This window comes from Aliivibrio sifiae, from assembly GCF_002954705.1.
GTDB lineage: Bacteria > Pseudomonadota > Gammaproteobacteria > Enterobacterales > Vibrionaceae > Aliivibrio > Aliivibrio sifiae_A.
On the sequence record NZ_MSCO01000001.1, the window covers coordinates 135,743 to 161,648 of the forward strand.

At 39.7% G+C, this 25,906-nt stretch carries 24 protein-coding genes; 19 read left to right on the forward strand and 5 right to left on the reverse strand.

Annotated elements, in window-relative coordinates:
• Positions 1 to 115: 115 nt before the first annotated feature.
• On the reverse strand, positions 116 to 1,582 hold the full coding sequence (locus tag BTO22_RS00640) for a dihydrolipoyl dehydrogenase (RefSeq protein ID WP_105053870.1): 1,467 nt from the start codon (positions 1,580 to 1,582) through the stop codon (positions 116 to 118).
• 96 nt (positions 1,583 to 1,678) lie between these two features.
• A complete protein-coding gene (locus tag BTO22_RS00645) occupies positions 1,679 to 2,407 on the reverse strand; it encodes a glutathione peroxidase (RefSeq protein ID WP_105053871.1) in 729 nt (242 codons plus the stop codon).
• A 178-nt stretch (positions 2,408 to 2,585) separates the two neighbouring features.
• Between BTO22_RS00645 and oxyR the strand changes: the two genes are divergently transcribed.
• The gene (gene oxyR / locus BTO22_RS00650) at positions 2,586 to 3,482 is read left to right on the forward strand and encodes a DNA-binding transcriptional regulator OxyR (protein ID WP_105053872.1); all 897 of its coding nucleotides are present in this window, start codon (positions 2,586 to 2,588) and stop codon (positions 3,480 to 3,482) included.
• Between the two features lie 71 nt (positions 3,483 to 3,553).
• Here the strand turns inward: oxyR and BTO22_RS00655 are convergent, their stop codons facing one another.
• Positions 3,554 to 6,040 (reverse strand): penicillin-binding protein 1A, encoded by a 2,487-nt coding sequence (locus tag BTO22_RS00655; RefSeq protein WP_105053873.1) that lies wholly within the window; start codon positions 6,038 to 6,040, stop codon positions 3,554 to 3,556.
• Between the two features lie 138 nt (positions 6,041 to 6,178).
• Here BTO22_RS00655 and pilM point away from each other — a divergent pair, with 138 nt between their 5' ends.
• The 17 genes from pilM (at position 6,179) to BTO22_RS00740 (ending at position 23,113) form a co-directional block, all read left to right on the forward strand.
• Complete coding sequence (gene pilM, locus BTO22_RS00660) at positions 6,179 to 7,177, forward strand: type IV pilus biogenesis protein PilM (RefSeq protein ID WP_105053874.1); 999 nt, start codon at positions 6,179 to 6,181, stop codon at positions 7,175 to 7,177.
• Positions 7,162 to 7,728 carry a PilN domain-containing protein gene (locus tag BTO22_RS00665; protein WP_105053875.1) on the forward strand — a complete coding sequence of 189 codons (567 nt, stop codon included), beginning with the start codon at positions 7,162 to 7,164 and terminating at the stop codon, positions 7,726 to 7,728. The genes pilM and BTO22_RS00665 overlap by 16 nt, the downstream gene beginning before the upstream one ends.
• The gene (locus tag BTO22_RS00670; protein ID WP_105053876.1) at positions 7,725 to 8,306 is read left to right on the forward strand and encodes a type IV pilus inner membrane component PilO; all 582 of its coding nucleotides are present in this window, start codon (positions 7,725 to 7,727) and stop codon (positions 8,304 to 8,306) included. The genes BTO22_RS00665 and BTO22_RS00670 overlap by 4 nt, the downstream gene beginning before the upstream one ends.
• Positions 8,299 to 8,817, forward strand: a complete 519-nt coding sequence (locus BTO22_RS00675; RefSeq protein ID WP_105053877.1) for a pilus assembly protein PilP — start codon at positions 8,299 to 8,301, stop codon at positions 8,815 to 8,817. Before BTO22_RS00670 ends, BTO22_RS00675 begins: the two co-directional genes overlap by 8 nt.
• 25 nt (positions 8,818 to 8,842) lie before the next feature.
• The gene (locus BTO22_RS00680) at positions 8,843 to 10,576 is read left to right on the forward strand and encodes a type IV pilus secretin PilQ (RefSeq protein WP_105053878.1); all 1,734 of its coding nucleotides are present in this window, start codon (positions 8,843 to 8,845) and stop codon (positions 10,574 to 10,576) included.
• 224 nt (positions 10,577 to 10,800) lie between these two features.
• Positions 10,801 to 11,319 carry a shikimate kinase AroK gene (gene aroK, locus BTO22_RS00685; protein WP_012551169.1) on the forward strand — a complete coding sequence of 173 codons (519 nt, stop codon included), beginning with the start codon at positions 10,801 to 10,803 and terminating at the stop codon, positions 11,317 to 11,319.
• Positions 11,320 to 11,357: 38 nt separating this feature from the next.
• Positions 11,358 to 12,446, forward strand: a complete 1,089-nt coding sequence (aroB, locus tag BTO22_RS00690) for a 3-dehydroquinate synthase (RefSeq protein WP_105053879.1) — start codon at positions 11,358 to 11,360, stop codon at positions 12,444 to 12,446.
• A gap of 3 nt (positions 12,447 to 12,449) precedes the next feature.
• The gene (locus BTO22_RS00695) at positions 12,450 to 13,913 is read left to right on the forward strand and encodes an SPOR domain-containing protein (protein WP_105053880.1); all 1,464 of its coding nucleotides are present in this window, start codon (positions 12,450 to 12,452) and stop codon (positions 13,911 to 13,913) included.
• An 83-nt stretch (positions 13,914 to 13,996) separates the two neighbouring features.
• Positions 13,997 to 14,827, forward strand: a complete 831-nt coding sequence (locus BTO22_RS00700) for a Dam family site-specific DNA-(adenine-N6)-methyltransferase (protein WP_105053881.1) — start codon at positions 13,997 to 13,999, stop codon at positions 14,825 to 14,827.
• Positions 14,828 to 14,981: 154 nt separating this feature from the next.
• Positions 14,982 to 15,659 (forward strand): ribulose-phosphate 3-epimerase, encoded by a 678-nt coding sequence (rpe, locus tag BTO22_RS00705; RefSeq protein WP_105053882.1) that lies wholly within the window; start codon positions 14,982 to 14,984, stop codon positions 15,657 to 15,659.
• Between the two features lie 5 nt (positions 15,660 to 15,664).
• Positions 15,665 to 16,348 carry a phosphoglycolate phosphatase gene (locus BTO22_RS00710; RefSeq protein WP_105053883.1) on the forward strand — a complete coding sequence of 228 codons (684 nt, stop codon included), beginning with the start codon at positions 15,665 to 15,667 and terminating at the stop codon, positions 16,346 to 16,348.
• A 106-nt stretch (positions 16,349 to 16,454) separates the two neighbouring features.
• Positions 16,455 to 17,471 carry a tryptophan--tRNA ligase gene (trpS, locus tag BTO22_RS00715; protein WP_105053884.1) on the forward strand — a complete coding sequence of 339 codons (1,017 nt, stop codon included), beginning with the start codon at positions 16,455 to 16,457 and terminating at the stop codon, positions 17,469 to 17,471.
• A gap of 85 nt (positions 17,472 to 17,556) precedes the next feature.
• Positions 17,557 to 18,135 (forward strand): aminodeoxychorismate/anthranilate synthase component II, encoded by a 579-nt coding sequence (locus BTO22_RS00720; protein WP_105053885.1) that lies wholly within the window; start codon positions 17,557 to 17,559, stop codon positions 18,133 to 18,135.
• A gap of 308 nt (positions 18,136 to 18,443) precedes the next feature.
• Positions 18,444 to 19,658 carry an aspartate aminotransferase family protein gene (locus BTO22_RS00725; protein WP_105053886.1) on the forward strand — a complete coding sequence of 405 codons (1,215 nt, stop codon included), beginning with the start codon at positions 18,444 to 18,446 and terminating at the stop codon, positions 19,656 to 19,658.
• Between the two features lie 163 nt (positions 19,659 to 19,821).
• The gene (gene astA / locus BTO22_RS00730) at positions 19,822 to 20,838 is read left to right on the forward strand and encodes an arginine N-succinyltransferase (RefSeq protein WP_105053887.1); all 1,017 of its coding nucleotides are present in this window, start codon (positions 19,822 to 19,824) and stop codon (positions 20,836 to 20,838) included.
• Positions 20,839 to 20,850: 12 nt separating this feature from the next.
• Positions 20,851 to 22,308 carry a succinylglutamate-semialdehyde dehydrogenase gene (astD, locus tag BTO22_RS00735; RefSeq protein ID WP_105053888.1) on the forward strand — a complete coding sequence of 486 codons (1,458 nt, stop codon included), beginning with the start codon at positions 20,851 to 20,853 and terminating at the stop codon, positions 22,306 to 22,308.
• A gap of 10 nt (positions 22,309 to 22,318) precedes the next feature.
• Positions 22,319 to 23,113, forward strand: coding sequence for a DUF1338 domain-containing protein (locus BTO22_RS00740; RefSeq protein WP_105053889.1), 795 nt, complete (start codon positions 22,319 to 22,321; stop codon positions 23,111 to 23,113).
• Positions 23,114 to 23,183: 70 nt separating this feature from the next.
• Here BTO22_RS00740 and crp read toward each other — a convergent pair whose 3' ends face one another.
• Positions 23,184 to 23,816, reverse strand: a complete 633-nt coding sequence (gene crp, locus BTO22_RS00745; RefSeq protein ID WP_005421074.1) for a cAMP-activated global transcriptional regulator CRP — start codon at positions 23,814 to 23,816, stop codon at positions 23,184 to 23,186.
• Between the two features lie 245 nt (positions 23,817 to 24,061).
• On the opposite strand from crp, the gene BTO22_RS00750 reads away from it, so the two are divergent.
• On the forward strand, positions 24,062 to 24,463 hold the full coding sequence (locus BTO22_RS00750; RefSeq protein ID WP_105053890.1) for an OsmC family protein: 402 nt from the start codon (positions 24,062 to 24,064) through the stop codon (positions 24,461 to 24,463).
• Between the two features lie 98 nt (positions 24,464 to 24,561).
• Here BTO22_RS00750 and hslU read toward each other — a convergent pair whose 3' ends face one another.
• Complete coding sequence (gene hslU, locus BTO22_RS00755) at positions 24,562 to 25,896, reverse strand: HslU--HslV peptidase ATPase subunit (protein WP_105053891.1); 1,335 nt, start codon at positions 25,894 to 25,896, stop codon at positions 24,562 to 24,564.
• Positions 25,897 to 25,906: the final 10 nt, after the last annotated feature.

Below are 25,906 nucleotides of genomic sequence, written 5' to 3' on the forward strand. Positions count from 1 at the left end.
ACTTAAAAGTAATTGGTTAGTACGGTTATTTTAACGAGTGAATCGTGAGATAGAAATAAAAAAGTCGATGTTTTCACATCGACTTTTATTTTATTACTTTTGTTCGTTATACAAATTAGCAGCCAGGGCCACAATCCATACAGTGTTTAATCATTTCAGGACCTAAATGTAATTTCGCATTTAAATCACGAAGGGCAGTACGAACGCCTTCTTCAATAACTGGATGGTAGAAAGGCATATCTAACATGTCTGATATCGTCATCTTATTTTGATGTGCCCAAGCTAATAGGTGTGCTAAATGCTCGGCATTTGGTCCCATCATTTCAGCACCTAAGAATCGGCCTGTTCCTTGTTCTCCGTATACATGAAGTATCCCTTTGTTACGTAGCATGACTCGTGAGCGACCTTGATTTTCAAAAGACACTTCACCCGTTGCGAAACAGCCACAAGTACCTAGGCGTGTTGTAATTTCTTTATACGTTTCGCCAACCATTGCAATTTGCGGATCAGAGAATACTGCTGAGATTTTTGAGCGACGAAGGCCTGCTCGGATTTCAGGGAAGCGACCTGCATTATCACCAGCAATACGGGCTTGGTCTGCGGCTTCGTGTAATAGTGGCAATTGGTTACTTGCATCACCAGCAATGAAAATGGTTGGTTGTGATGTTTGTAATGTGTAGTGATCAGCCGTTGGTACACCGCGAGCATCCAGTTCAAGAGAGGTATTCTCTAGACCTAATTTATCGGTATTTGGGCGACGACCTGTTGCTGCTAATACATATTCAACAAGATTAGTTTCTAGTTCACCTTGTTTATTGATGAATATAATCTCAACACGATCTTCACCAGATTCAGTGGTGATACGCTTCATGCTTTCTACTTTTACATCAGCATCAAGATAGAATTCTTCGTTGAAGGCTTTATTAGCATACGCCATTACTTCAGGGTCTGTTACTGGGCCTACTTGACCACCTAAACCAAACAATTTGGTTTCAACACCTAAGCGATGAAGTGATTGACCAAGTTCAAGACCAATAACGCCAGGGCCAAATACCGCCACTGATTTTGGTAAATCATCCCAGTTAAATACATCGTCATTAATGATCAGACGGTCACCTAATTCATTCCATACTGCAGGATAAGCAGGACGAGAGCCTGTTGCTATTACAATGCGTTTAGCCGTTACGATAGTGTGATCGTCTATTTGTAGCGTATTATCATCTAAAAATTTAGCGTAGCCAGAGATTTTATCTTCAGCAGGAATTTCATCAACGCCTTCTAAAACAAACCCAACAAAACGGTCACGCTCAAACTTAACGCGCTCCATTACTTCACGGCCATTAATTACGATTTCACCTTGAGGGTGGATACCAAATTTAGGTGCTTTTTCAATTTGGTGAACGCTTTCTGCTGCAGCAATTAATAGCTTAGATGGCATGCAACCAACGCGAGCACAAGTGGTACCGTAAGGGCCGCCTTCAATCATGACAACACTGTCAGTATGTGCTTTTGCTGCACGGTAAGAGCCTAAACCTGCTGTACCACCACCGATAACAGCTACATCAACATTGACTTGTTTCATAATTAATATCTCACGTAGATTTATTTTAGAAGAAGAGTCTTGAAATGATAGCCCACAGCGTAGTGGGCTATTTTTTATTAACTATCGAGTTCGATATTAAGCTAGGAAATCTTCTAGTTCTTCGCTGCCACCGATGTGTTTACCGCCGATGAATACTTGAGGAACTGTAGTACGACCAGAGATTGCACGTAAACTTACAGTTGTTGCATCTTTACCTAGTACCACTTCTTCGTAGTTTAGACCTTTATCGATTAGGTTCTGTTTCGCTTTCATACAGAAAGGGCAGCCTGGTTTAGTGAATACTGTGATTGACTCTTGCTCTTTGTGTTCAGGTGCTAGGTAGTTCAGTATAGTATCAGCATCAGAAACTTTGAACGGGTCACCCGGTACATTCTCTTCGATGAACATTTTTTCAACTACGCCGTTTTTAACTAGCATGCTGTAACGCCATGAGCGCTTACCAAAACCAATGTCATTTTTCTCTACTAGCATGCCCATGCCATCAGTGAAGTCACCGTTACCATCTGGAATGAAAGTAATGTTTTCTGCTTCTTGATCTGCTTTCCATGCGTTCATTACAAACGTATCGTTTACAGAGACACAAACAATTTCATCAACGCCGTTGTCTTTAAATACAGAATAAAGCTCGTTGTAACGAGGTAGGTGGCTTGAAGAACAGGTTGGAGTAAATGCACCTGGAAGGCTGAATACGATAACTGTTTTGTCTTTAAATAGTTCTTCTGTTGTTACGTTAACCCAAGCATCACCTTTACGTGTTGGAAAAGTAACTTGAGGAACTGATTGACCTTCTTTAGATGTAAACATAATGATGTCCTTTAATTTTGAGTAATTTTGAATTTCTTTTCGGGGTCTTCCCGGTTGATGTAGCTATTATGCAAAAGCTAACTTGATAGTTCTAATCGTTTGGTGTTATCGTTTCAATCGTTAAAAACTATTAAAATACTTATCATAGTGAGATTTAAAGCTTTCAGGAGTGTAATACATGAATATCCGAGATTTTGAGTACTTGGTCGCACTTGCTGAGCATAAGCACTTTCGTAAGGCAGCAGAGTCCTGTTTTGTTAGTCAACCGACCTTAAGTGGGCAAATCAAGAAGTTAGAAGAAGAGGTTGGATTAACCTTATTGGAACGTACTAGTCGTAAGGTCTTATTTACTGAAGCAGGCTTGCAGTTAGTTGAGCAAGCAAAACGAATTTTGATTGAAGTTAAGTTATTTTCTGAATTGGCTAATCAACAAGGAAAGGAAATGACAGGGCCATTACATCTTGGTTTTATACCAACAGTAGGCCCTTATGTGCTGCCATGGATAGTGCCTACATTGAAGGCTCAATTTCCTGATTTAAATTTATACCTTCATGAAGCGCAGACTCATCAATTGGTTAAAATGTTAGAAGAAGGCAAAATTGATTGTATGATTCTGGCATCAGTTGATGAGACGAGTTCTTTTATTGAAGTTCCTGTTTATGATGAACCCATGGTACTTGCGGTTCCAAAAGATCATAAATGGGCAGAAGAAGAGTCAATAGACATGTCTCGCCTTAATGGTGAATCAGTATTAATGTTAGGCGATGGTCATTGTTTGCGAGATCAAGCGCTTGGTTTTTGCTTTGCAGCAGGAGCAAAAGATGATGACCATTTTAAAGCAACCAGTCTAGAAACATTGAGAAACATGGTTGCTGCGGGAGGAGGTATAACCTTAATGCCTTACTTGTCAGTACCTAAAGAAAAAGAACGAGATGGGGTTTGTTATTTGCCTGCACAAGCGCCTGTGCCACATCGTCAAATCGTATTAGCTTATCGTCCCGGCTCTCCATTAAAAGTGCGCTATGAGGCTTTAGCAAAAGAGATAGAAACTAAAATGACAGATGTTATTAGCTAGATTTTTAGTCACAACATGAAATAAAAAGGGACGCAAATTAAGCGTCCCTTTTTATTTACAAGATTACTGATTTAGAACAGGCTTTCGTCCTCTTCACCATCACCTGATGAATAGATAGTATCTTGGAAGTCTTTTTTGACGTATTCAGTTGGTTCGGTACCACCAGCAAAATATTCCCACATGCTAGTTTCATCATTTTTATTACTTAACAAACCGGTTTCACGGTCTATTTTTACTTTGATGATATTAGCAGGAAGGCGAGTTTCTGTTTGTGGGACACCATCAAGAGCAACCTTCATAAAGTTAACCCAAGAGTAGATAGCGGTCTTACCTCCCGCTTCACCACCAAAGGCCATTTCTTCTTTAGTCATGTTGTCGTTCTTAGTTGTATAACCTAAGTGATGTGATGGATTATCGAAACCAACCCAAGCGGTTGCAACAACATTAGGGCCATAACCGTTATACCATGCATCAACAGAGTCATTAGTTGTTCCTGTTTTACCACCGATATCGCGACGTTTTAACACTTGAGCACGCCAACCTGTGCCATTCCAGCCAGTTCCTTTACTCCATATGCCACCACCCCAGATGTTGCTATACATCATCTGTTTAACTAAAAAGGCATTTTGTGCTGAAATAACTTTTTTAGCGTAAGGAGAGTCTTCATCATTTTGGTTAGAGCAATCACTTTGACAAATAGTCTTTGGTGTTGCTTTGTAAACTTCATCACCAAATGGGCTATTAATGTGGTCGATATAGTAAGGCTCAACGTAATAACCGTTATTGGCAAATACAGAGAACCCTTGTGCCATCTGCACAGGAGTTAAGCTACCAGCACCAAGCGCAATGGTTTCAGAGTGAGGAAGCTCGTCTTTTTTAAAACCAAAGCGAGTAAGATAATCGATGGTTTCATCTAATCCTACTTCACGTAAAACTCGGACTGCCATTACGTTTTTAGATTGGGCTAAACCAATACGTAAACGAGCTGGGCCAACATAAGTCGGTGGCGAGTTTTTTGGTCTCCATGCCGTACCTTGACTAGCATCCCATGTATTAATTGGTGCGTCATTAATTAAGCTTGCTAGTGTTTTACCGTGGTATAACGCAGCAGAATAAATGAATGGTTTAATACTTGAACCTACCTGACGTACAGCTTGGGTTGCACGGTTAAATTTGTTGTGAACAAAGTTGAAACCACCAATTAATGATGTAATTGCACCATCATTTGGGTCCATTGCAACAAATGCCGTATTGGCAGCTGGAACTTGGCTTAATTTCCAAGTGATTGTCGTAATGTCATCTTTGGTTTCTTCGCTTAATGGACGAACGTAAATTTGTTCACCAACTGAAAGAATGTCAGATGCTCGGCGAGGTGCAGGGCCTTGGCGTTTATCTGTTTTAAAGCGACGAGCCCATTTTAAACCATCCCATGGAATCGTAGCTATACCGTTGTTTTTAATATCAACAGTGACTGTTTTTCCTGAAACTTTAGTGACAACGGCGGGTATTAGCTCCCCGTAAGAAGGTTCATTTCTTAGGTGTTTAGTAATCGCACCTTCGTCAAGCGGAGTTGCTTTTGGCTCCCATACAGTTTTAACAGCACCACGGAATCCATGACGTTCGTCATAAGCAAGTAGGTTATCAATCGATGCTTTATTTGCTGCCGCTTGCATTTTAGAGTCAACGGTTGTGTAAATACTCATACCTGAAGTATATGCAGCTTCTTCGCCGTATTTATTTACCATCCATGCACGAGCAATTTCAGCAATATAAGGTGCCTGTAGCTCTATTTCTGCACCGTGATATTGAGATATAACCTTTTCAGCTCTTGCGTCATCAAATTCTTGTTTTGTGATGTAACCTTCATCAAGCATACGAGATAACACTACGTTTCGACGAGTAGTTGCACGGTCAACTGAATAAATAGGGTTCATAGTTGAAGGTGCTTTTGGTAAACCAGCAATAATAGCGACTTCACCAAGGGTTAATTGACTCACTTCTTTACCAAAGTAAACATGAGCTGCTGCGCCCACACCATAAGAGCGATAACCTAAATATATCTTATTTAAGTAAAGTTCGAGAATCTCTTGTTTGGTCAGTAACTGCTCTATATGAACGGCAATAAAGATTTCTTTAATCTTACGCATAATTTTCTTCTCATTAGATAAGAAGAAGTTACGTGCAAGTTGTTGAGTAATGGTACTCGCACCTTGCTTTGCAGAACCTGATGCTAAGACAGCAAAAGCAGCACGTGTGATGCCGATAGGATCAAACCCGTAGTGGCTATAAAAACGACTGTCTTCGGTCGCAATGATTGCCTCAAGCAAATGAGGTGGCATCTCTTCCAATTTTAAAGGAATACGACGTTTCTCACCGAATTGAGCGATTAGTTTTCCATCGCGGCTATATACCTGCATTGGCGTTTGTAGTTGAACATCTTTCAATGTAGCGACATCTGGTAATTCTGGCTTCACATATTGGTAAAAACCAAAAATTGTTGTGACCCCAAGAATAATGCAAACCAATGTAACTATAAGCAGTGCCTTTATGAACTTCACCTGATATTTCCCGTTTACTTTAATCTATATTGTCGTTTCCAACCCATAACTTAGTAGTATAAATATAACACAACAAAAAATAACGCAAATAAACGCTTAATTTTGAGATATTTATTTATTACTTGGAGTTAAATCAAGATGATTTATCCCACCGTCACGGGGTTAGATATAGGGCATCATAGCATTAAAGCAGTATCTGTAAGGTTAAAAAAAGGTCAATTAGAGTTAGTTGGCTGTATTGAAATCTTATTATCAGATGCTGTCTTTTTAGATGCCAACACATTACATCTTGAAAAAATAAAGCCGTACTTATCTCGTTTAAAGAAAAAGCTAAAATTTAGTCAAAAACGTGTGGCATTTTCCATTCCCGATAGCAGTATCATTACTAAGGTTATTCAAGTTGATAGTGGATTGGATGCCAAAGAAACTGAGTTTTCTATTTCTCATACTTTTGAACAGCAATCTTCGTTTTTGGTTGATGATCTGAATATTGATTTTGTTGCAGTAAAGCAGCGAGGGGTGGGTAGTTTAAAAACGACAACCTATCAAGTTTTTGCTGCACGTAAAGAGCTTGTTCAATCACGACAAGAGTGTTTTAAATCAGCAGGGTTATCACCTGTATTGGCTGATGTTCACTCACATGCGTTATCTATTTTATGGCAGAGAAGTACAACAACATTTCCTGATAAAAAAAATTGGATGCTAGTCGATATAGGTCATCAACAAACTATTTTTTGCGTGACATCTCCAAATCAAAACTCATACACAAAGCATATTGTCTTTGGGGCGTTACAGCAGGATCAAGAAAAAAAAAGTGAGCCGTCATTAGTCATTGATTTTGGTTCTGATTCTCAATTTATCGCACAATTATCAGATCATATCCGTCGTCAAGTAACGTTATATTCTTCAATTCATAATCACAAAATAGAAGGCATTTGGATTACTGGAGGCGGCTCACTTCTGCCTGGGCTATCTGATTCATTAAGTTATGAATTGTCATTACCTGTTTTGGATTTGAATCTTGCTTCTTTATTTAAAATATCGAGCCAAGAAGTGATGCCTGTTAGTGCGCAAGCGAATCAATATGCATCTGCTTTAGGTCTTGCTTTAAGAGGTGTTGAATGGCTTACCAAATAAATTTATTGCCTTGGAGAGAAGAAGAAAGAGCGAAGTACCAACGTCGATTTATATTAATGTTGTGTTTTGGTGTTATAGCCTCCGTGGTTGTTCAATGGGGGATTGCACAGTATTTAGAGAAGCAAAGCGCATTACAAGTAGAGCGGAACCATTCTTTAGAGAGCCATATAGGATGGTTAAACAATGAGTTAAAAGAGTTGAACGAAATAGGAAAACAGCATGATTCTATTTTAACTCGTTTGGACGTTGTTGAAGACCTGCAACAGAATAGAAATACCACTACACAATTATTAAATGTATTACCAGATATGATCATGGAAGGTATTTACTTAAATAAAGTGCGTCTGCATAAGAAACAAGTTGAGATTAAAGGTTTTAGTGACAGTAATGCTCGCCTTGCCACCATGCTCGATAAGTTAGAGAACTCACCACTTATTTCATCTGTAGAGATGCACTCTATCGTTTCAGGACAAAAGATATTTGGTCATGATGTTAGTAGCTTTGATGTGTCATTTAGACTTCTGCCTTCGACGAAGGAGAAAAAATCATGACAGATTGGCGAGAGTTAGATCTCGATGAAATAACAGAATGGCCATTGATACCACAACTGTTAATGATTTTATTACTTTGTGTTTTTGTACAAGCAGCAGGATATTGGTTTTGGTTGCAACCAATAATGGAAGACACTGAGCAATTAAAGAGAGATGAAATTAGCTTAAAAACGACGGTGAAGTATAAATACAACCAAGTTGCAGCGATGCCAGAAATGGAAAATCAGTTGAATGAACTCAATTTACGTTATGAGTTTTTAGCCCAGCAATTACCTGCGCAAAAAGAATTAGCAAGTATGCTTTCTGGCATTAATCAGGTTGGTATTCAAAATAAATTAACCTTCACCCGAATCGATTGGGGGGAAAAACAGAATCAGGAATTTCTTTATAAGTTACCGCTAAATATTGAATTAACGGGCCAATACCATGATATCGGTTCGTTTTCAGAAGCGATTGCTGATCTGCCTCGTATTGTTAGCTTGGAAAATATAGATATTCAACGAGTGAGTAGAGAGAGCAGTACCTTACACTTTCGTGTCATGGCTTATACCTACCAGTTTAGGGGGAAACATGAGTAGTCGATTTTTAATATTGGTTATTGGTGCTTTAGTGATGGTTGGGTGTAAGGCAAACAAAGATCCTCTGGATACTTTCTATGCTGAAGCAAAGCAACAAGGAGAAAGTGATGTAGATAAACTCTCTCGAGTTCTTCCTTTTGAAGTTGAAGCATATTCTCAAGTGGATGGCCGTTCTCCTTTTGTGTTGCCTAAGCAACCGGAAATTGCGACTCAGTCAGTAAAGAAAAAAACTTGTTGGCAGCCAAAATATCGGAAGAAGATAGGAGCGTTAGAGCGCTATTCACTTAATCGGTTACGGTTAAAAGGTATCATGGGGGCTGATTCAGACATTACTGCATTAGTGCAAACGCCAAAAGGAAGCGTTGTAAAGGTGCGTAAAGGGCAATATATGGGAAGTAACAATGGGCAGGTTGTCGATATTAAATCAAGGCAAATCACACTAAAAGAGACCTTGCCTGATGGTATGGGTTGCTGGCAAAAAAGATACGTAAAATTGGCGTTGAAACATTAATTTTGAAAAGGATTGGAAAAATCTCATGTTGCTAGGACGCAAGAAAATCATCAAGCAATTCGGTCTTCGACTATGTGCGCTTATTGTGCTTTTTTCTACTCATTTAACCGTTTCTGCTGAAGAAGTGACTTTAAATGAACTGATGAGTGTGAATTTTCAATTGAGCCAGAAAAAAGAAGGAGTGATCACGGTTGATCTCGCTTCCGCTGCTGCTACGGTTGATTTAAAAAAAGAGGCAGATAAATTAATCATTGAATTGCATGATACAAAAGTCAGCGATGATAAATTAGTTATTTTAGATGTTGAAGATTTTGCAACGTTAGTCTCTAGAATTGAAACGTTTAGAGAGCCGAATAGTACTATTCTCTCGGTGGATATTAAGGGAGATTATCAATACGATTATTTTTTGAAAGATCGTTCACTACAAGTGGTTATTTCATCTCAACCAGAAAGAGATAAAAACGCTAAAATCAGCAATGAGAATGACGATAGCAAGCCTATTTCGATTAACTTCCAAGACATTCCTGTCCGACATGTATTGCAGCTTATTGCTGATTATAATGATTTTAACTTAGTTGTTGCTGATACCGTTCAAGGCAATTTAACATTGCGTTTAGATGGCGTTCCCTGGCAGCAAGTCTTAGACATTATCTTGCAGGTCAAAGGGTTAGATAAGCGAGTGGAAGGCAATGTTGTGTTAATTGCACCTAAATCAGAGTTGGATGCACAAGAGCAACAAGTTTTAGAGCAAGCTCAAATGGCATCAGAGCTGGGTGCTCTCTCTTCTGAGATCCTTTCAATTAAATACGCTAAAGCATCAGATATTGCTGAGTTATTAGTTGGTGAAGGAGAGATTACCATGCTCTCAAGCCGAGGTAGCATTACGGTAGATGAACGAACAAACTCATTGCTGCTGCGTGATCTTCCTGAAAATATAATCGTCATTAAAGATATTATTGATACGCTTGATGTTCCGATTAAACAAGTACAAATTGAAGCTCGAATTGTTACTGTTAATGAAGGTAACCTTGATGAACTAGGGGTTCGTTGGGGGATTACGAATACCAATGGAAGCACTACTGTGGGAGGCTCCATTGAAAGTAATTTAGCTGCCGTTGGTTTGTATGATGGTGGTTCAGGTACAAGTGGTGGTGGACTTCCTGTGGATGATTTTTTAAATGTAAACTTAGGGTTGGCAAACCCTGCAGCTTCTAGTATTGCTTTTCAGGTTGCAAAGTTGGGGTCCAATTTATTATTAGATTTAGAGCTTTCTGCATTGCAAGCAGAATCTAAAGCAGAAATCATTTCAAGTCCTCGCTTAATTACAACCAATAAGAAGCCTGCGTATATAGAGCAAGGAACCGAAATTCCGTATCTAGAGGCCTCTTCTAGCGGTGCAACGTCTGTTTCATTTAAGAAGGCGGTATTAAGTTTAATGGTGACACCACAAATTACACCTGATAATCGTTTGGTTCTTGATTTGACGGTTACTCAAGATAGACCGGGACAAGTGGTTAAAACAGGTACTGGAGAAGCGGTGGCTATTGATACTCAACGTATTGGTACACAAGTATTAGTTGATAATGGTGAAACTGTCGTTCTTGGTGGTATTTATCAACATTCACTATCAAATAGTGTAGAAAAAGTGCCACTATTAGGTGACTTACCTCTGCTTGGTGTGTTATTTCGTCGTAGCTCAGAAAATATAGGTAAAAAAGAATTATTAATCTTCGTTACCCCAAAAGTTGTTATACAGTAATAAGATAGCGTTACCTAAGCGGTCAAAATACGTTAAAAATAGTACTTGAAAAAAATAATTATGCTGAACTTTTCATCTAGCTATTGCAATCACTAGCTATAAACTGAGATAATTTTTGGTCTGATCACGAAATATCTGTGAGGAATATGGTGCCACAGGAGAATGTCTATTGAAGAGACAACTGTTGGCAATGTCGTTAATGAACTTTGCATAATTTCTAAAAAATGGCTGAAAAACGAAATATTTTCCTTGTTGGCCCAATGGGCGCCGGCAAAAGTACAATTGGTAGACACTTAGCACAGCAACTTCACATGGAGTTTCTTGATTCTGATACGGTAATTGAAGAACGTACAGGCGCTGATATCGCTTGGGTATTCGACGTTGAAGGTGAGGAAGGTTTCCGCATACGTGAAGAAGGTGTAATTAACGATTTAACTCAAGAGCAAGGCATTGTACTTGCGACGGGTGGCGGCTCTGTAATTAGTAAAGAGAGTCGTAATCGTTTATCTGCTCGTGGTGTCGTTGTATATCTTGAAACTACAATTGAGAAGCAATTAGCTCGCACACAACGCGATAAAAAACGTCCGTTGCTTCAAACTGATGAACCTCGAGAAGTGCTAGAAGCACTAGCGAAAGAGCGTAATGCACTTTATGAAGAAGTGTCTGATTACGTTGTTCGTACTGATGATCAAAGTGCAAAAGTAGTTGCAAATCAAATCATCCAAATGCTTGAAGAGCGTTAATTCAAGTTATTTACTAAGACAGATACTGGGAACGAATCATGGAAAGGATTCATGTAGATTTAGCAGAACGTAGCTATCCCATCTCTATCGGCGCCGAGTTGTTTTGCAACCCGGCGCATTTTTCATCTGTAATACCTGCCAAAAAACGTGTTGTCGTTATCAGTAATGTAACGGTTGCTCCGCTATATGCTCAGCAAATCATCGACACTTTACATACGTTTGAATGCCAAGTATCACTACTGGAATTAGATGATGGTGAGCAATATAAAAATTTAGACACCTTCAATAATATTCTTACTTTCCTACTTGAAGAAAATCACAGTCGCGATGTAACTATTGTTGCTCTAGGTGGTGGAGTGGTTGGCGATGTCGTTGGCTTTGCTTCTGCGTGTTATCAACGTGGTGTTGATTTTATTCAAATACCGACAACACTTCTTTCTCAAGTCGATTCATCTGTTGGTGGTAAAACCGCAATAAATCATCCGCTTGGTAAGAATATGGTAGGGGCTTTTTATCAACCTAAAGCCGTTATTATAGATATTAATTGCCTAAAAACATTGCCTGAGCGTGAGTTCGCAGCAGGGATGGCAGAGGTGATTAAGTACGGAATTATTATTGACCGTGACTTTTTTGATTGGCTTGATGAAAACATGGATAAGCTATATGCACTCGATCATGATGCATTGGTGTATGCCATTTCACGTTGCTGCCAAATTAAGGCTGACGTTGTAGCAAAAGATGAAAAAGAGTCAGGAATGCGTGCACTCTTGAACCTAGGTCATACTTTTGGTCACGCGATTGAAGCTGAAATGGGTTATGGTAACTGGCTTCACGGTGAGGCAGTTTCTGCAGGAACAGTAATGGCTGCGATTACGGCTCAGAAAGAAGGGTTAATTTCGCAAGAAGATGTAGAGCGTATTTGTGCTCTACTAGAAAAAGCGAAATTGCCTCTTAAAGCCCCAAAAGAAATGACAGTAGATGCATTTATGAAGCACATGATGCGTGACAAGAAAGTGTTGTCAGGTAAGTTACGCTTAGTTCTACCAACATCGATTGGCAGTTCCGAAGTTGTCACTGGTGTTTCTGAAGATGTACTTGCTGAAGTAATTGAGCAATGTAAGGCATAAAATATGAGTATTGGTCATGATTTAACTGTATTGGAATTAGAAAGCCAAATTGATGTGTTATCACGCATTCAATTTGTGTCTCGTTTTGGTTCTAATTTAGTACATATTGAAGGGGTTAAAGGCTCTGGAAAGTCATGGCTTGCTCAGCGCTATCTCGAAAAGTGGAGCGATGATGCTAATCAAGCTCTGCTTATGTGCCATCCAAATCAATCAATACAGCAACAACGCGGTATTATCCTAAAACAAGTTGTACGAGATCCTCTATTCAATGAATTTGATACTGTAGTAGACAGTATTGGGCGCATGTTAGCTGGAGAAAAGTGTAATTTAGTTTTAGTGATTGATGACGCTCATTTATTGCCTCCTGAATTACTTAGTGAATTATGGCTTTTAGTTCAAAAAGCGCAATTGACACCTAATTGGCAGATTAATGTTTTGCTCTTTTCGGAAGCGGGTAAGTTAACACCTGCGTTATCTCGCGTTTCTTATGGGCAAGAGAATAAGCCTGTTGATATCGATATCGTTCCATTAACTCAAGAAGAAGCGGCGACGTTTTCTGAAATGCTAGTGGTTCGTTTTGCAGCAAGTAGAGAAGAGAAAGCTAGGATTCGTAACTTGGTGGAGAAAACGAAGCGTTTTCCTGCTGAGTTGATTGCTTTAGGCGAAAAGAAAACCGAGCGTCGAGTAATTATTCGCTCTGTAACAAATTCACCTGTTGGTGTTTTAGCGTTAGCCTCTCTTTTATTATTGGGTGCAGCGGGAGGGTATTGGTGGTTAAATCAATCATCAACCACGCCAGTTTCTCCTTCTGTGGATACCACGTTAGAGCATGATTCAAAGTTAGCGCTTGATATGGATGAGAGAATAGACAGTGCAATGAGTCACTTTGAACCAGAAGATGATACTCATACTATTCCGCCGGACGTTATTGATACACCTGTAATCGCAGAAACAAGTGTAGAAAAAGGTAAGCGAGTTATTGTACCTTCAGAGTTAGTAGATTCATTGGTTAGTGATTCTGCATCTATTGAGAATGAACAAAAAGAACCAACTAAAATAGAGAATGAAGAGCAAATAGTATCGGTAAAAGTGAAGCCTACTGCTAAAGAAGGTAACGCGAAAGATAGCTCTACTCTTGAAAGTGAATTGGCATCTACAATAACGTTTACTTTAGCAAATAAAGAGTTGAAGACTATTTCTGATAAGCATTATATCTTACAGTTAGCAGCATTAACGAATGAAGAAGCGGTTCAAGAGTTCTTAGATGAATATAAAATTGAAAAATCAGTACGTATTTATCAAGCGCTTCGAAATGGGTCTATTTGGTATATTGTTACCTTTGGTGACTATGCATCAATTTCATTGGCACGTGGTGCAGTACAGACGTTACCAAGTTCAGTACAGACATTAGGGCCTTGGGCTAAATCTTTAGTACAAGTACACCGTGAAATTGATTCAGTAAAATAAGAGATAAGATAAACAGACCCTAGTAAAAAAATAGGGTACAATCCCCCGCTTTCTGAACTAAGGTAAAAAGGCGTAAAAGACGTATGAAAAAGCATCGCGCATTTCTCAAGTGGGCTGGCGGTAAATATAGCCTAGTAGAGGAAATTCAACGCCATCTTCCCGATGCTAGAAAACTGATCGAACCGTTTGTCGGTGCGGGCTCAGTATTTTTAAATACAAATTACGATCATTATCTTCTTGCCGATATTAATCCTGATTTAATCAATCTCTATAATCACCTTAAAGGTGAACCAGAGCGTTTTATTGAGGATGCTCGAGCGTTGTTTCAACCCGAATATAATCAAAAAGAAGTGTATTTAGAACTGCGTATTGAATTTAATCAATGTACAGATACTTATCGTCGTTCACTGCTTTTTTTATACATGAATCGTCATGGCTTTAATGGTTTATGTCGTTATAACAAAAAGGGCGGTTTTAATGTCCCGTTTGGTTCATATAAAAAACCTTATTTCCCTGAAAAAGAGATGTATTTTTTTGCTGAAAAAGCAAAGAAAGCAACATTTGTGTGTGAAGGGTATTTAGAGACCTTTAAACGAGCTCGTAAAGGTTGTGTTATTTATTGTGATCCACCTTATGCACCATTATCAACAACAGCAAACTTTACCTCATATGCAGGAAATGGTTTCTCGCTAGATGATCAGGCAGCTCTTGCAGATGTTGCTGAGAAAGCGGCATTTGAACGAGATATTCCAGTATTAATCTCGAATCATGACACGATATTAACTCGTCGTTTATACCATGGTGCAACTCTAAATTCGATTAAAGTAAAACGCACTATTAGTCGAAATGGAGCTGGACGAAATAAAGTTGATGAACTCATGGCTTTGTTTTATGCACCCAAATGTACAGAGTAAATTAAACACCACTCCTCAAAAATCCGCTCGAAAGGTTAACAGAGCCTAAGACAGGTTTAAAATTATCAGGTAGAATTGCGCGGTCGAGTTAATCGATTGCGCTATATCACTATAACAGTATCTAAATAATAAAATAATTAACCTGAGGCTCAACATGAAAGACTTTTTGATCGCACCATCTATTCTCTCAGCTGATTTCGCTCGTCTTGGTGAAGACGTTGAAAAAGTATTAGCATCAGGTGCTGATGTTGTTCATTTCGATGTAATGGATAATCATTACGTACCAAACCTAACGTTTGGCGCGCCAATCTGTAAAGCATTACGTGACTATGGTATTACTGCTCCTATCGATGTTCATTTAATGGTGAAACCGGTTGATAGTATTGTTCCTGAGTTTGCAAAAGCAGGTGCAACAATGATCACTTTCCATGTTGAAGCATCAGAACATGTAGATCGTACTCTTCAGTTGATTAAAGAACACGGTTGTAAAGCGGGTGTTGTTCTTAATCCTGCGACGCCATTAACTTGCCTTGATTACATTCTAGATAAAGTAGACATGATTCTACTTATGTCTGTGAACCCAGGCTTTGGTGGTCAATCATTTATTCCTAGCACGTTAGATAAATTACGCGCAGTTCGTAAACTCATCGATGAGTCAGGCTATGATATTCGTCTTGAAATCGATGGCGGTGTAAAAGTCGATAATATTCGTGAAATCGCAGAAGCGGGTGCGGATATGTTTGTTGCTGGTTCTGCTATTTTCAATCAACCAAACTACAAAGAAGTGATTGATGAAATGCGTGCAGAGCTAGAAAAAGTAAAAGGTAATTAAGAACCATGTTTGAAAATATCAAACTGATCGCCTTTGATTTGGATGGGACGCTACTTGATAGCGTTCCAGACTTAGCTCGTGCGGTTGACCTTGCGATGAAAGATGTTGGTTACCCAAGAGTAACGCTAGAACAAGCGTCTCATTGGATTGGTAATGGTGCAGATGTACTTGTTTCTCGGGCACTAAGTCAAAGTGTTGCGGTTCAAGAAGGCTTAGATCCTGAATTGGTTAAGCAAGCTCGAGCTCGTTTAGATCATCACTACCATGATGGTGGTCATGAGTTAAGTCATTTATATCCAAATGTGAAAGAGACGCTAGAAGCGCTTTATCAGCAAGGATACACTTTAGCTTTAGTGACGAATAAACCTGCGCAATTTGTTCCTGAATTACTTGAACAACATCAGCTTGCTCATCTTTTTGTCGATGTGATCGGTGGCGATACCTTTGTTGAGAAAAAGCCGAATCCATTTGCACTTAATTGGTTGCTTGATAAGCACCAATTAACGCCTTCTGAGATGCTGATGGTAGGCGATTCAAGAAATGATATTCAAGCAGCTCAAGCAGCCGGTTGCCATAGCTTTGGTTTAACTTATGGTTATAACCATGGGGAGCCTATCGCAGATAGTCAGCCTGATGTGGTGAGTGATGAATTTAATCATTTATTAGCCGTGATGAGTGTGGCAAGATAGTATTCATTGATAAGTACAAATAAAGACTATCAATACAATAGAATAACCATTAAATGATCCCATCGTGGATCATTTAATTTTTACAGTTAAACAAGGAATCATAACCATGAGCAAGCCCATCGTATTAAGTGGTGTTCAACCATCAGGTGAACTAAGTATCGGTAACTACTTGGGTGCTCTACGTCAATGGCAACAGATGCAAGACGATTATGATTGTCAGTACTGTGTAGTAGACCTTCATGCAATTACGGTTCGTCAAGATCCTAAAGCGCTGCATGAAGCGACTCTTGATGCACTGGCAATTTGTCTAGCGGTTGGTGTTGATCCAAAGAAGAGCACGCTATTTGTTCAGTCGCACGTACCAGAGCATGCTCAACTTGGTTGGCTTCTTAACTGTTATACCCAGATGGGTGAACTAAGTCGTATGACTCAGTTTAAAGATAAATCAGCTCGTCATGCAAATGATGTTAATGTTGGTTTATTTGGTTACCCAGTATTAATGGCGGCGGATATCTTACTTTATGGCGCACATCAAGTACCTGTAGGTAGTGATCAAAAGCAACATTTAGAATTAGCGCGTGATATTGCGAATCGCTTTAACAATTTCTATTGTCCTGAAGCGCCATTATTTACGGTTCCAGAACCGTACATTCCACAAGTGAATGCGCGTGTAATGAGCTTGCAAGATGCGAAGAAGAAGATGTCTAAATCAGACGATAATCGTAAGAACGTTATTACGTTGTTAGAAGATCCGAAGTCGATTCTTAAGAAGATTAATAAAGCACAAACAGATGCAGAAATGCCACCACGTATTGCTCATGATTGGGAAAATAAAGCGGGTATTTCAAATCTTATGGGTCTGTACTCTGCAGCATCAGGTAAAACGTTTGAAGAGATCGAATCTCAATACCAAGGTGTTGAAATGTACGGTCCATTTAAGAAAGACGTTGGTGAAGTAATTATTACCATGCTTGAGCCTATCCAATCTGAATACAAGCGTATTCGCGAAGATCGTGCTTACATGGATTCAGTAATGAAAGCGGGTGCTGAGAAAGCGTCTGAGCGTGCTGCTGTAACACTGAAAAAAGCGTTTGAAGCGGTAGGTTTTGTTACTCGCCCATAGTCTTTCGCTCTGATAAAATAGATTGCTCGTGGGGGTTTCCTTACGGGCAATTTTTATTTCTTATTCATTTTCTTAAGTAGTTCTTATGCTTTTAATGATCGATAATTATGATTCATTTACTTACAATCTATATCAATATTTCTGTGAATTAGGTGTTGAGGTAAAAGTCGTACGTAATGATGAAATTGACATTGTAGGCATTGAAGCACTTAATCCATCCCACTTAGTTATCTCCCCAGGTCCTTGTACTCCTAACGAAGCTGGAATTTCTTTGCAAGCTATTGAATATTTCGCAGGGAAATTACCCATCCTTGGTGTGTGTTTAGGTCATCAAGCTATTGCTCAAGTATTTGGTGGTGATGTTGTACGTGCTAAAAAAGTGATGCATGGAAAAACTTCCCCAATTATTCATACCAATCAAAGTGTATTTCAAGGTTTGAATAATCCTCTTACGGTTACTCGTTATCACTCTCTTGTTGTTAAAGCAGAGACCTTACCTAGTTGCTTTGAAGTCACGGCATGGACGGAAAATGAAGTAGGAGATATGGATGAAATTATGGGTTTTTGCCATAAAAAATTACCGATTGAAGCGGTACAATTTCACCCTGAATCGATAATGACAGAGCAAGGTCACGATATCCTCGCTAATTTTATTAATAAATAATTAATATATCCTCAATTCCCTAGAGCGATCTAGTTCACCCTTCTTACTTTTTCTTCTGTCTCTTCAGTGCGTTTTTTATCTGATGATTTATGCATAAGGCTGAGGTCTTCTATTCTTATAAATTCGTTTACTTATCTAGTTGCCTGCGATAGCTTGGAATTATAACTATTCTAATAAACTGACTTGTCAGTCATTTATCGATAGAGAAAGGAACTTTTTTAGTTCAAAAAAAGAATTTTGTGCTATTGAAAAGGTTAATGGTTTGTAAATATTATGCTGAAATACGGCATACGCAGAAGGAAAGTGTGATGACGACCAATTCACAAGTCGAACGTAAAGATTTTAATGATGTAATGGTACCTTGTTATAACCCGATGGAAGTGATTCCAGTTAAAGGGCAAGGTGCACGAGTGTGGGATCAGGCGGGTAAAGAATACGTTGATTTCGCAGGTGGTATTGCAGTGAGCTGTCTTGGTCATTGCCATCCAGTAATGGTTAATGCACTGCAAGAGCAATCTCAGAAACTGTGGCATTTAAGTAATGTAATGACCAATGAGCCAGCTATTCGTTTAGCTAAAAAGCTTACGGAAGTGTCGTTCGCTGAAAAAGTATTTTTTGCTAACTCAGGTGCAGAAGCAAATGAAGCAGCATTAAAGCTTGCTCGTCGTTGGGCAGTTGATGTTCACGGCGCAGAGAAAAGTGAAATTATCGCATTTAAACAAGGCTTCCATGGTCGAACTTTCTTTACTGTAACGGTTGGCGGCCAAGCGGCGTATTCTGATGGTTTTGGTCCTAAGCCGGGTGATATTTCTCACCTTGAATACAATAATCTTGCAGAGCTTGAAGCGCATATGTCAGAAAAAACGTGTGCAATTATGATGGAGCCACTGCAAGGCGAGGGTGGGTTGATTTCGCCAACGTCTGAATTTGTAGAAGGCGTTAGAGCACTATGTGATAAATACAACGCGCTGCTTATTTTTGATGAAGTACAGACAGGTAATGGCCGTACTGGTGACTTTTATGCCTACCAAGGTTTAGGTGTTACGCCTGATATTCTAAGTACTGCAAAATCATTGGGTGGTGGTTTTCCTATCGGCGCAATGTTAACAACGACAGAATTGGCTCAGCATTTAAAAGTAGGTACTCATGGCTCAACTTATGGTGGTAACCCGTTAGCATGTGCCATCGCTGAAGCCGTTGTGGAAGAGGTATCAAAACCTGAAACATTGGCAGGTGTAAAAGAGCGTGAGCAATGGTTCCGTGATGGACTAGAAGCGTTAAATACAAAATATGATATGTTTGCCGAAATCCGTGGTAAAGGCCTATTACTTGGCGCGGCATTAAACGAAGCATGGCAAGGTCGCGCTCGTGATGTTCTTGTTGCGGCTGGAGAGCAGGGTTTAATGGTCCTTGTTGCTGGTGTCAATGTTGTTCGTTTTACTCCATCTCTTGTTATTACAAAAGAAGACGTAGCTCTAGGGTTTGAACGTCTAGATAAAGCACTTTCATCGTTAGAAAAATAGATTCAAATTGGAATTTGGGCAGCTCAGGAGTTTGAGTTGCCCTCTTTTTATCTATCTAAAAATCAACGTAATACTCTACCGTGTTAATTCCAATAGATAGCCTTGAAGTTATATTTATTGAACTTAGCACAGCCAATGAAACATCGCATCGGAGGGAATATTGATGCTTGTTATTCGTCCTATCACTCAGGAAGATTATCCTGCACTTCATCAGTGTGCAGTAGAATCTGGTCATGGTTTTACTTCGCTACCAGTGAATGAAGAGCAGTTACGAAATCGAATAGAGCACTCTATTGGTAGCTTTCAAAAAGAGGTTCAAGTCCCTGGAACTGAAGGTTACTTAATGGTTGGTGAAGATTCAGTTTCTGGTGAGGTTACCGGTACGACAGGAATTGAAGCTGCGGTTGGTTTAGATTCACCTTTTTATAATTATCACATCAGTAAAGTCGTTCATTTCTCACGTAAGCTCAATGTTAATAATGTCGTGAAGGTACTGACTTTTGGTAGTAACTATACTGGTAGTACTGAAATTTGTACTTTATTTTTACGTCCGGAATTTCGTGAAGGTCTTAATGGACGTTTAATGTCTAAAGCGCGTTTTTTAATGATGGCTGAGCATCCTCATCGCTTTTCTGACACCATTTTTGCTGAGATGCGTGGAGTGTCAGATAAAGAAGGAGAGTCGCCATTTTGGAAGTGGCTGCAGAAGCACTTTTTTTCTATCGACTTCACCGAAGCTGATTATCTAACAGGTATTGGTTACAAAGGTTTTATTGCTGATCTTATGCCTAAATTACCTATTTACGTTAGCTTGTTAAGTAAAGAAGCACAGGAAGTTATCGGTAAGGTTCATGACAACACTAAGCCTGCATTAAAGCTATTAGAAAATGAAGGCTTTCGGTGTCGTGGTTATGTCGATATTTTTGATGCAGGCCCGACGGTTGAATGTGATTTACGCAGCATTGAATCGGTGCGGAATTCATTCAAAGCCAAAGTGATTATCACGGAGCATAACAGCTCGCAGCAGTATTTAATTTCAAATACATCGTTTGAGAGTTTCAGAGCAACAGCAACCACCGCCGCTTATGATAAAGCGACCGATACCGTTCATTTAACACAAGAAGCGGCAACGGCACTGCAAGTAGATGTTGATGATTACGTACGTTTATTAGCTCAATAGAGGACAAAGGATATGACACATTGGATTGCAGGGGATTGGGTTTCAGGTAATGGTGAAACAATACAATCAGTAAGCCCGTACAACAGTGAAGTGGTGTGGGAAGGGGACAGCGCAACCAAAGAACAGGTTGAGTCAGCCGTTAGTGCGGCACGCCGTGCCTTTATTGAGTGGAAAAAACAGCCTTTTGAAGCGCGCCAAGTGATCATTGAGCGTTTTGCTGAGTTAGTAAAACAAAATGCAGATCAGATAGCGGAAGTGATTGCTAAAGAAACCGGTAAACCATTTTGGGAAACAAAAACGGAAGCCGGTGCGATGGTTGGTAAGATCGCAATTTCTATTCGTGCTTATCATGAAAGAACGCCCTATAAAGAGCGTGAAGCCGCAGGAAATAAAATTGTACTTAGACATCGACCTTTAGGTGTTATGGCTGTATTTGGGCCGTACAACTTCCCAGGGCACCTTCCTAACGGTCATATTGTTCCAGCACTGCTTGCCGGAAACACCGTCGTGTTAAAACCCTCAGAACAGACGCCATGTACCAGTGAAGTGATCATGAAATTATGGCAAAAAGCAGGTTTGCCAAATGGTGTGATTAATCTAGTACAAGGTGCTCGTGCAACAGGTGAAGCGTTAGCGGGCGCTAAAGGTATTGATGGCCTGTTATTTACCGGTAGTGCGAATACTGGACATATCCTACATCGCCAATTTTCAGGAGACACAGGAAAAATGCTGGCTCTAGAAATGGGCGGCAATAATCCGATGGTTATTTCAAAAGATTTTGGTGATCAAGAAGCGGCAGTTTACACCATTATTCAATCGGCATTTATTAGTGCGGGTCAACGTTGTACGTGTGCTCGTCGCTTATATGTTCCTATTGGAAAAGCAGGCGATGAATTGTTAGTTCGCCTTGTTGAGGTGGCAAAAAGCATTGTTGTTGACCACCCGTTTGCTGATAACGCTCCGTTTATGGGCTCGCAAATATCAGTTGCAGCGGCAGAGTTTATTCTAAACGCTCAGAAGAATTTACAAGACTTGGGTGGAGAATCTTTGCTTGAAGCCAAAAGTTTAGGTCATGCCTTTGTTTCACCCGGTATTATTGATGCGACTAAGGTTGCTGAATTGCCGGATGAAGAATACTTTGGACCATTACTACAAGTGGTGCGTTACGAGACATTAGAAGAAGCCGTAGAGCTTGCTAATGATACTCGTTATGGATTATCGGCAGGTCTTGTTTCAACTGATGATAGTGAGTGGGAATATTTTGTTGAGCATATTCGTGCAGGTATTGTAAATCGTAACCGTCAATTGACTGGAGCAAGTGGTGACGCGCCATTTGGTGGTCCTGGTGCATCAGGAAACATGAAACCAAGTGCGTATTACGCTGCTGATTATTGTGCATACCCAATGGCATCAATGGAAGGCGATGCGTGTGAAATTCCAGCTCAAATTTCTCCGGGTCTAACTCTATAAGGTGGTCAGAATGAATAACGTTACTTCTTTATTTTCTGCACTATGGCAGGACTATGTCACTCGCTTGTCGCCATCGGCAGGTAAGGTGCATCAGTTATTATCTAATGGTGATGAGTTAATTAATGATCATATAGCTTTACGTACCTTTAATCTACCTAAGGTTGGATTACAGACTCTCGCTGCTCCATTTTTAGCAATAGGGTATAAAGCGTGTGAGACGTATGACTTTGAAGCGAAGAAACTAAAAGCACAGCATTTTGAACACCCAGCTCCTAATGCTCCATTAGTCTTTATTAGTGAGTTATTGGTTGAAGAGTTATCTGTTGAAGCTCAAAGGATTATTCATTCATTCGTAGAGCAAGTTCCTATGCATTATTTTGCTACCAATGATTTTCTTTCATCGGGTCGCCCTTGGTTTTTAAGTTTTGATGAATATCAAATCTTGGCAAAAGAGAGCGAGTATGCGTCTTGGTTAGCGGCTCATGGTTATGGTGCGAATCACTTTACGGTTTATGTCAATCAACTTGAATCTTTTGATGAGGTGGTTGATGTGAACCAACACTTACGCGATTCAGGCTTTGCGATGAATGAAGTGGGCGGTGAAGTGAAAGGTTCTCCTGAGGTTTACTTAGAGCAGTCATCAACGATGGCGGATAAAGTAACCGTCAGTTTTACCGAGGGAGAGTTTATCGTTCCTGGCGGTTTTTATGAATTTGCTAAGCGATACACTTTACCAAATGGAAAAATATATACCGGTTTTGTCGCTGCATCTGCTGATAAAATTTTTGAAAGCACAGACAGTTAATTCTAAAATTTAGGCATAAAAAAACGCAGCTCAAGAGCTGCGTTTTTATTCGTTTAAGATAAGCGTTAAATTAACGAGTACCGTAAACTACAATTGTTTTACCGTGTGCTGAAATCAAGTTTTGCTCTTCAAGCATCTTCAAGATACGGCCAACAGTTTCACGTGAACAACCTACAATTTGACCGATCTCTTGACGAGTGATCTTAATTTGCATGCCATCTGGGTGAGTCATTGCATCTGGTTGTTTAGCTAGATTCAATAGAGTCTGAGCGATACGGCCTGTAACGTCTAGGAATGCTAAATCACCTACTTTTTGGCTAGTGATTTGTAGACGAGTTGCCATTTGAGCTGAAAGACGCATCAGAATATCTGGGTTTACTTGAATAAGCTGACGGAATTTCTTGAATGAAATTTCCGCTACTTCACAAGGGCTTTTTGCACGAACCCATGCTGAACGTTCTTGACCTTCTTCAAACAAGCCAAGTTCACCGATGAAATCACCTTGGTTAAGGTAAGAAAGGATCATTTCCTTTCCTTCTTCATCTTTGATAAGTACAGCAACAGAACCTTTTACGATGTAGTAAAGAGTCTCAGCTTTTTCACCCGCGTGAATCAAAGTACTTTTTGATGGGTACTTATGAATGTGACAATGAGATAAGAACCACTCTAATGTTGGATCTGTCTGAGGTTTACCTAGAACCATACTTTATACTTCCTCTGCGTTTGCCAAGTAGGCGATGTCCATTTTAAAATAACTGAGCCAAATATCAGTTTGGCCTATACAATATGGTTATCGGAACAAGGCTGCATGTTCGTTGAGATAATTGATAAAATCATACCCTGTTTCGCAACCGATTTCTTGACTTTGATCGTATGAATAGTGCGACCAAGGGCACAGTTTAGTGAAATGGATCACGAGTTTTCCTTTTATGTAGTAAAGAGGCTTTTATGAATGCTGAAGTTAAATGGATTGATGGATTTACTTTCTTAGGTCAATCTCAATCAGGTCACTCTGTTGTTATGGATGGTAATGGGGGAGAAAAAGCCCCAAGTCCGATGGAATTAGTGTTAATGGCCGCTGGTGGATGCAGTTCTGTTGATGTTGTTGATGGTCTAAAATCCGCAAATCAAGCCGTACTTGGTTGTGTTGCAAAGCTATCAAGTGAGCGTCGTGAAACTGCGCCGAAGCTGTTTACTCATATTAATATTCACTTTGAAGTGAGTGGCGATAATCTCAATCCTAAGGTGGTTGAGCAAGTCACCGCTGATTCATTACAGAAATATTGTTCGGTGTGTTTAATGCTAGGTGAAGGCATTGAGGTGACGCATTCTTGGGAAATTATTGCTTAAATAATTCTTTGCAAAGAAAAGCCTCACACATTTTGATGTATGAGGCTTTGTTTTTAACTCGTAATAATGAACTGATAATTACGAGTATTAGTCGTCCATTATAGAATAAAGCGACTTAGATCTTCATCTGCGACTAGATCACCCAAGCGAGAGGTAACGTAAGCTGCATCAACAGTTAGGCTTTCACCGTCTTTTTCAGATGCATCGTAAGAGATCTCTTCCATTAGACGTTCCATTACAGTATGTAGACGACGTGCACCAATGTTTTCTGTGCTTTCGTTCACTTGGAATGCTGATTCTGCAATACGAGTAATGCCATCTTCAGTAAACTCAAGATTAACATTTTCTGTCGCTAATAAAGCGATGTATTGTTCTGTTAACGAGGCATTTGGTTCTGTCAGGATACGTTTAAAGTCGTTCGCAGTTAATGCTTCAAGTTCAACACGAATAGGCAATCGACCTTGCAATTCAGGGATAAGATCCGATGGCTTAGCCATTTGAAATGCACCTGAAGTGATAAATAACATGTGATCTGTTTTTACCATACCATGCTTCGTACTTACTGTGCTGCCTTCTACTAATGGAAGTAGGTCACGTTGCACGCCTTCACGAGATACATCACCAGATTGAGAGTTGGAATCTTTACAGATTTTATCAATCTCATCAATAAAGACGATACCGTGATTTTCCACATTGAAAATAGCTTGTTCTTTTAGCTCTTCAGGGTTAACTAATTTAGCACCTTCTTCTTCAGCTAGGGCTTTAAGTGCGTCTTTGATTTTCATCTTACGCTTTTTAGTTGTGTCACCACCAGATAGGTTTTGGAACATACCTTGAAGTTGGTTTGTCATCTCTTCCATACCAGGAGGAGCCATGATTTCTACGCCAACTTGAGGTGCAGCAACATCGACTTCGATTTCTTTATCGTCTAGATTACCTTCACGTAATTTTTTACGGAAAGATTGGCGAGTACCAGAGTCATTATCACCTTCTTCATTTTTACCCCATGCATCGCGTGCAGGAGGTAATAGAATGTCTAGAATACGATCTTCAGCTTGTTCTTCGGCTCGGAATTTTACTTTGTCTACCGCTTGTTGATGCGTCATTTTTATTGCAACATCAGTTAAGTCGCGAATGATACTATCAACTTCTTTACCGACGTAACCCACTTCAGTAAATTTAGTTGCTTCAACTTTGATGAAAGGTGCATTCGCTAGTTTCGCTAAGCGACGTGCAATTTCAGTTTTACCAACCCCTGTTGGTCCGATCATTAAAATATTTTTTGGTGTAACTTCTGCACGCAACTCAGGGTTAAGTTGCATACGACGCCAGCGATTACGTAAGGCAATAGCAACTGAACGCTTTGCTTTATCTTGACCAATAATATGGCTATCTAATTCGTGTACGATTTCACGAGGAGTCATCTCAGACATGGTTATTCCT

What these genes read in the sequence shown, in the direction of transcription:
- aroK (WP_012551169.1), top strand. Translation starts at nt 10,801, where the DNA reads ATGGCTGAAAAACGAAATATTTTCCTTGTTGGCCCAATGGGCGCCGGC.
- BTO22_RS00740 (WP_105053889.1), top strand. Translation starts at nt 22,319, where the DNA reads ATGAATAACGTTACTTCTTTATTTTCTGCACTATGGCAGGACTATGTC.
- pilM (WP_105053874.1), top strand. Translation starts at nt 6,179, where the DNA reads ATGATTTATCCCACCGTCACGGGGTTAGATATAGGGCATCATAGCATT.
- BTO22_RS00750 (WP_105053890.1), top strand. Translation starts at nt 24,062, where the DNA reads ATGAATGCTGAAGTTAAATGGATTGATGGATTTACTTTCTTAGGTCAA.
- astD (WP_105053888.1), top strand. Translation starts at nt 20,851, where the DNA reads ATGACACATTGGATTGCAGGGGATTGGGTTTCAGGTAATGGTGAAACA.
- astA (WP_105053887.1), top strand. Translation starts at nt 19,822, where the DNA reads ATGCTTGTTATTCGTCCTATCACTCAGGAAGATTATCCTGCACTTCAT.
- BTO22_RS00700 (WP_105053881.1), top strand. Translation starts at nt 13,997, where the DNA reads ATGAAAAAGCATCGCGCATTTCTCAAGTGGGCTGGCGGTAAATATAGC.
- BTO22_RS00670 (WP_105053876.1), top strand. Translation starts at nt 7,725, where the DNA reads ATGACAGATTGGCGAGAGTTAGATCTCGATGAAATAACAGAATGGCCA.
- hslU (WP_105053891.1), bottom strand. Translation starts at nt 25,896, where the DNA reads ATGTCTGAGATGACTCCTCGTGAAATCGTACACGAATTAGATAGCCAT.
- BTO22_RS00640 (WP_105053870.1), bottom strand. Translation starts at nt 1,582, where the DNA reads ATGAAACAAGTCAATGTTGATGTAGCTGTTATCGGTGGTGGTACAGCA.
- aroB (WP_105053879.1), top strand. Translation starts at nt 11,358, where the DNA reads ATGGAAAGGATTCATGTAGATTTAGCAGAACGTAGCTATCCCATCTCT.
- BTO22_RS00725 (WP_105053886.1), top strand. Translation starts at nt 18,444, where the DNA reads ATGACGACCAATTCACAAGTCGAACGTAAAGATTTTAATGATGTAATG.
- BTO22_RS00680 (WP_105053878.1), top strand. Translation starts at nt 8,843, where the DNA reads ATGTTGCTAGGACGCAAGAAAATCATCAAGCAATTCGGTCTTCGACTA.
- BTO22_RS00710 (WP_105053883.1), top strand. Translation starts at nt 15,665, where the DNA reads ATGTTTGAAAATATCAAACTGATCGCCTTTGATTTGGATGGGACGCTA.
- BTO22_RS00720 (WP_105053885.1), top strand. Translation starts at nt 17,557, where the DNA reads ATGCTTTTAATGATCGATAATTATGATTCATTTACTTACAATCTATAT.
- crp (WP_005421074.1), bottom strand. Translation starts at nt 23,816, where the DNA reads ATGGTTCTAGGTAAACCTCAGACAGATCCAACATTAGAGTGGTTCTTA.
- rpe (WP_105053882.1), top strand. Translation starts at nt 14,982, where the DNA reads ATGAAAGACTTTTTGATCGCACCATCTATTCTCTCAGCTGATTTCGCT.
- BTO22_RS00645 (WP_105053871.1), bottom strand. Translation starts at nt 2,407, where the DNA reads ATGTTTACATCTAAAGAAGGTCAATCAGTTCCTCAAGTTACTTTTCCA.
- trpS (WP_105053884.1), top strand. Translation starts at nt 16,455, where the DNA reads ATGAGCAAGCCCATCGTATTAAGTGGTGTTCAACCATCAGGTGAACTA.
- BTO22_RS00695 (WP_105053880.1), top strand. Translation starts at nt 12,450, where the DNA reads ATGAGTATTGGTCATGATTTAACTGTATTGGAATTAGAAAGCCAAATT.
- BTO22_RS00665 (WP_105053875.1), top strand. Translation starts at nt 7,162, where the DNA reads ATGGCTTACCAAATAAATTTATTGCCTTGGAGAGAAGAAGAAAGAGCG.
- oxyR (WP_105053872.1), top strand. Translation starts at nt 2,586, where the DNA reads ATGAATATCCGAGATTTTGAGTACTTGGTCGCACTTGCTGAGCATAAG.
- BTO22_RS00675 (WP_105053877.1), top strand. Translation starts at nt 8,299, where the DNA reads ATGAGTAGTCGATTTTTAATATTGGTTATTGGTGCTTTAGTGATGGTT.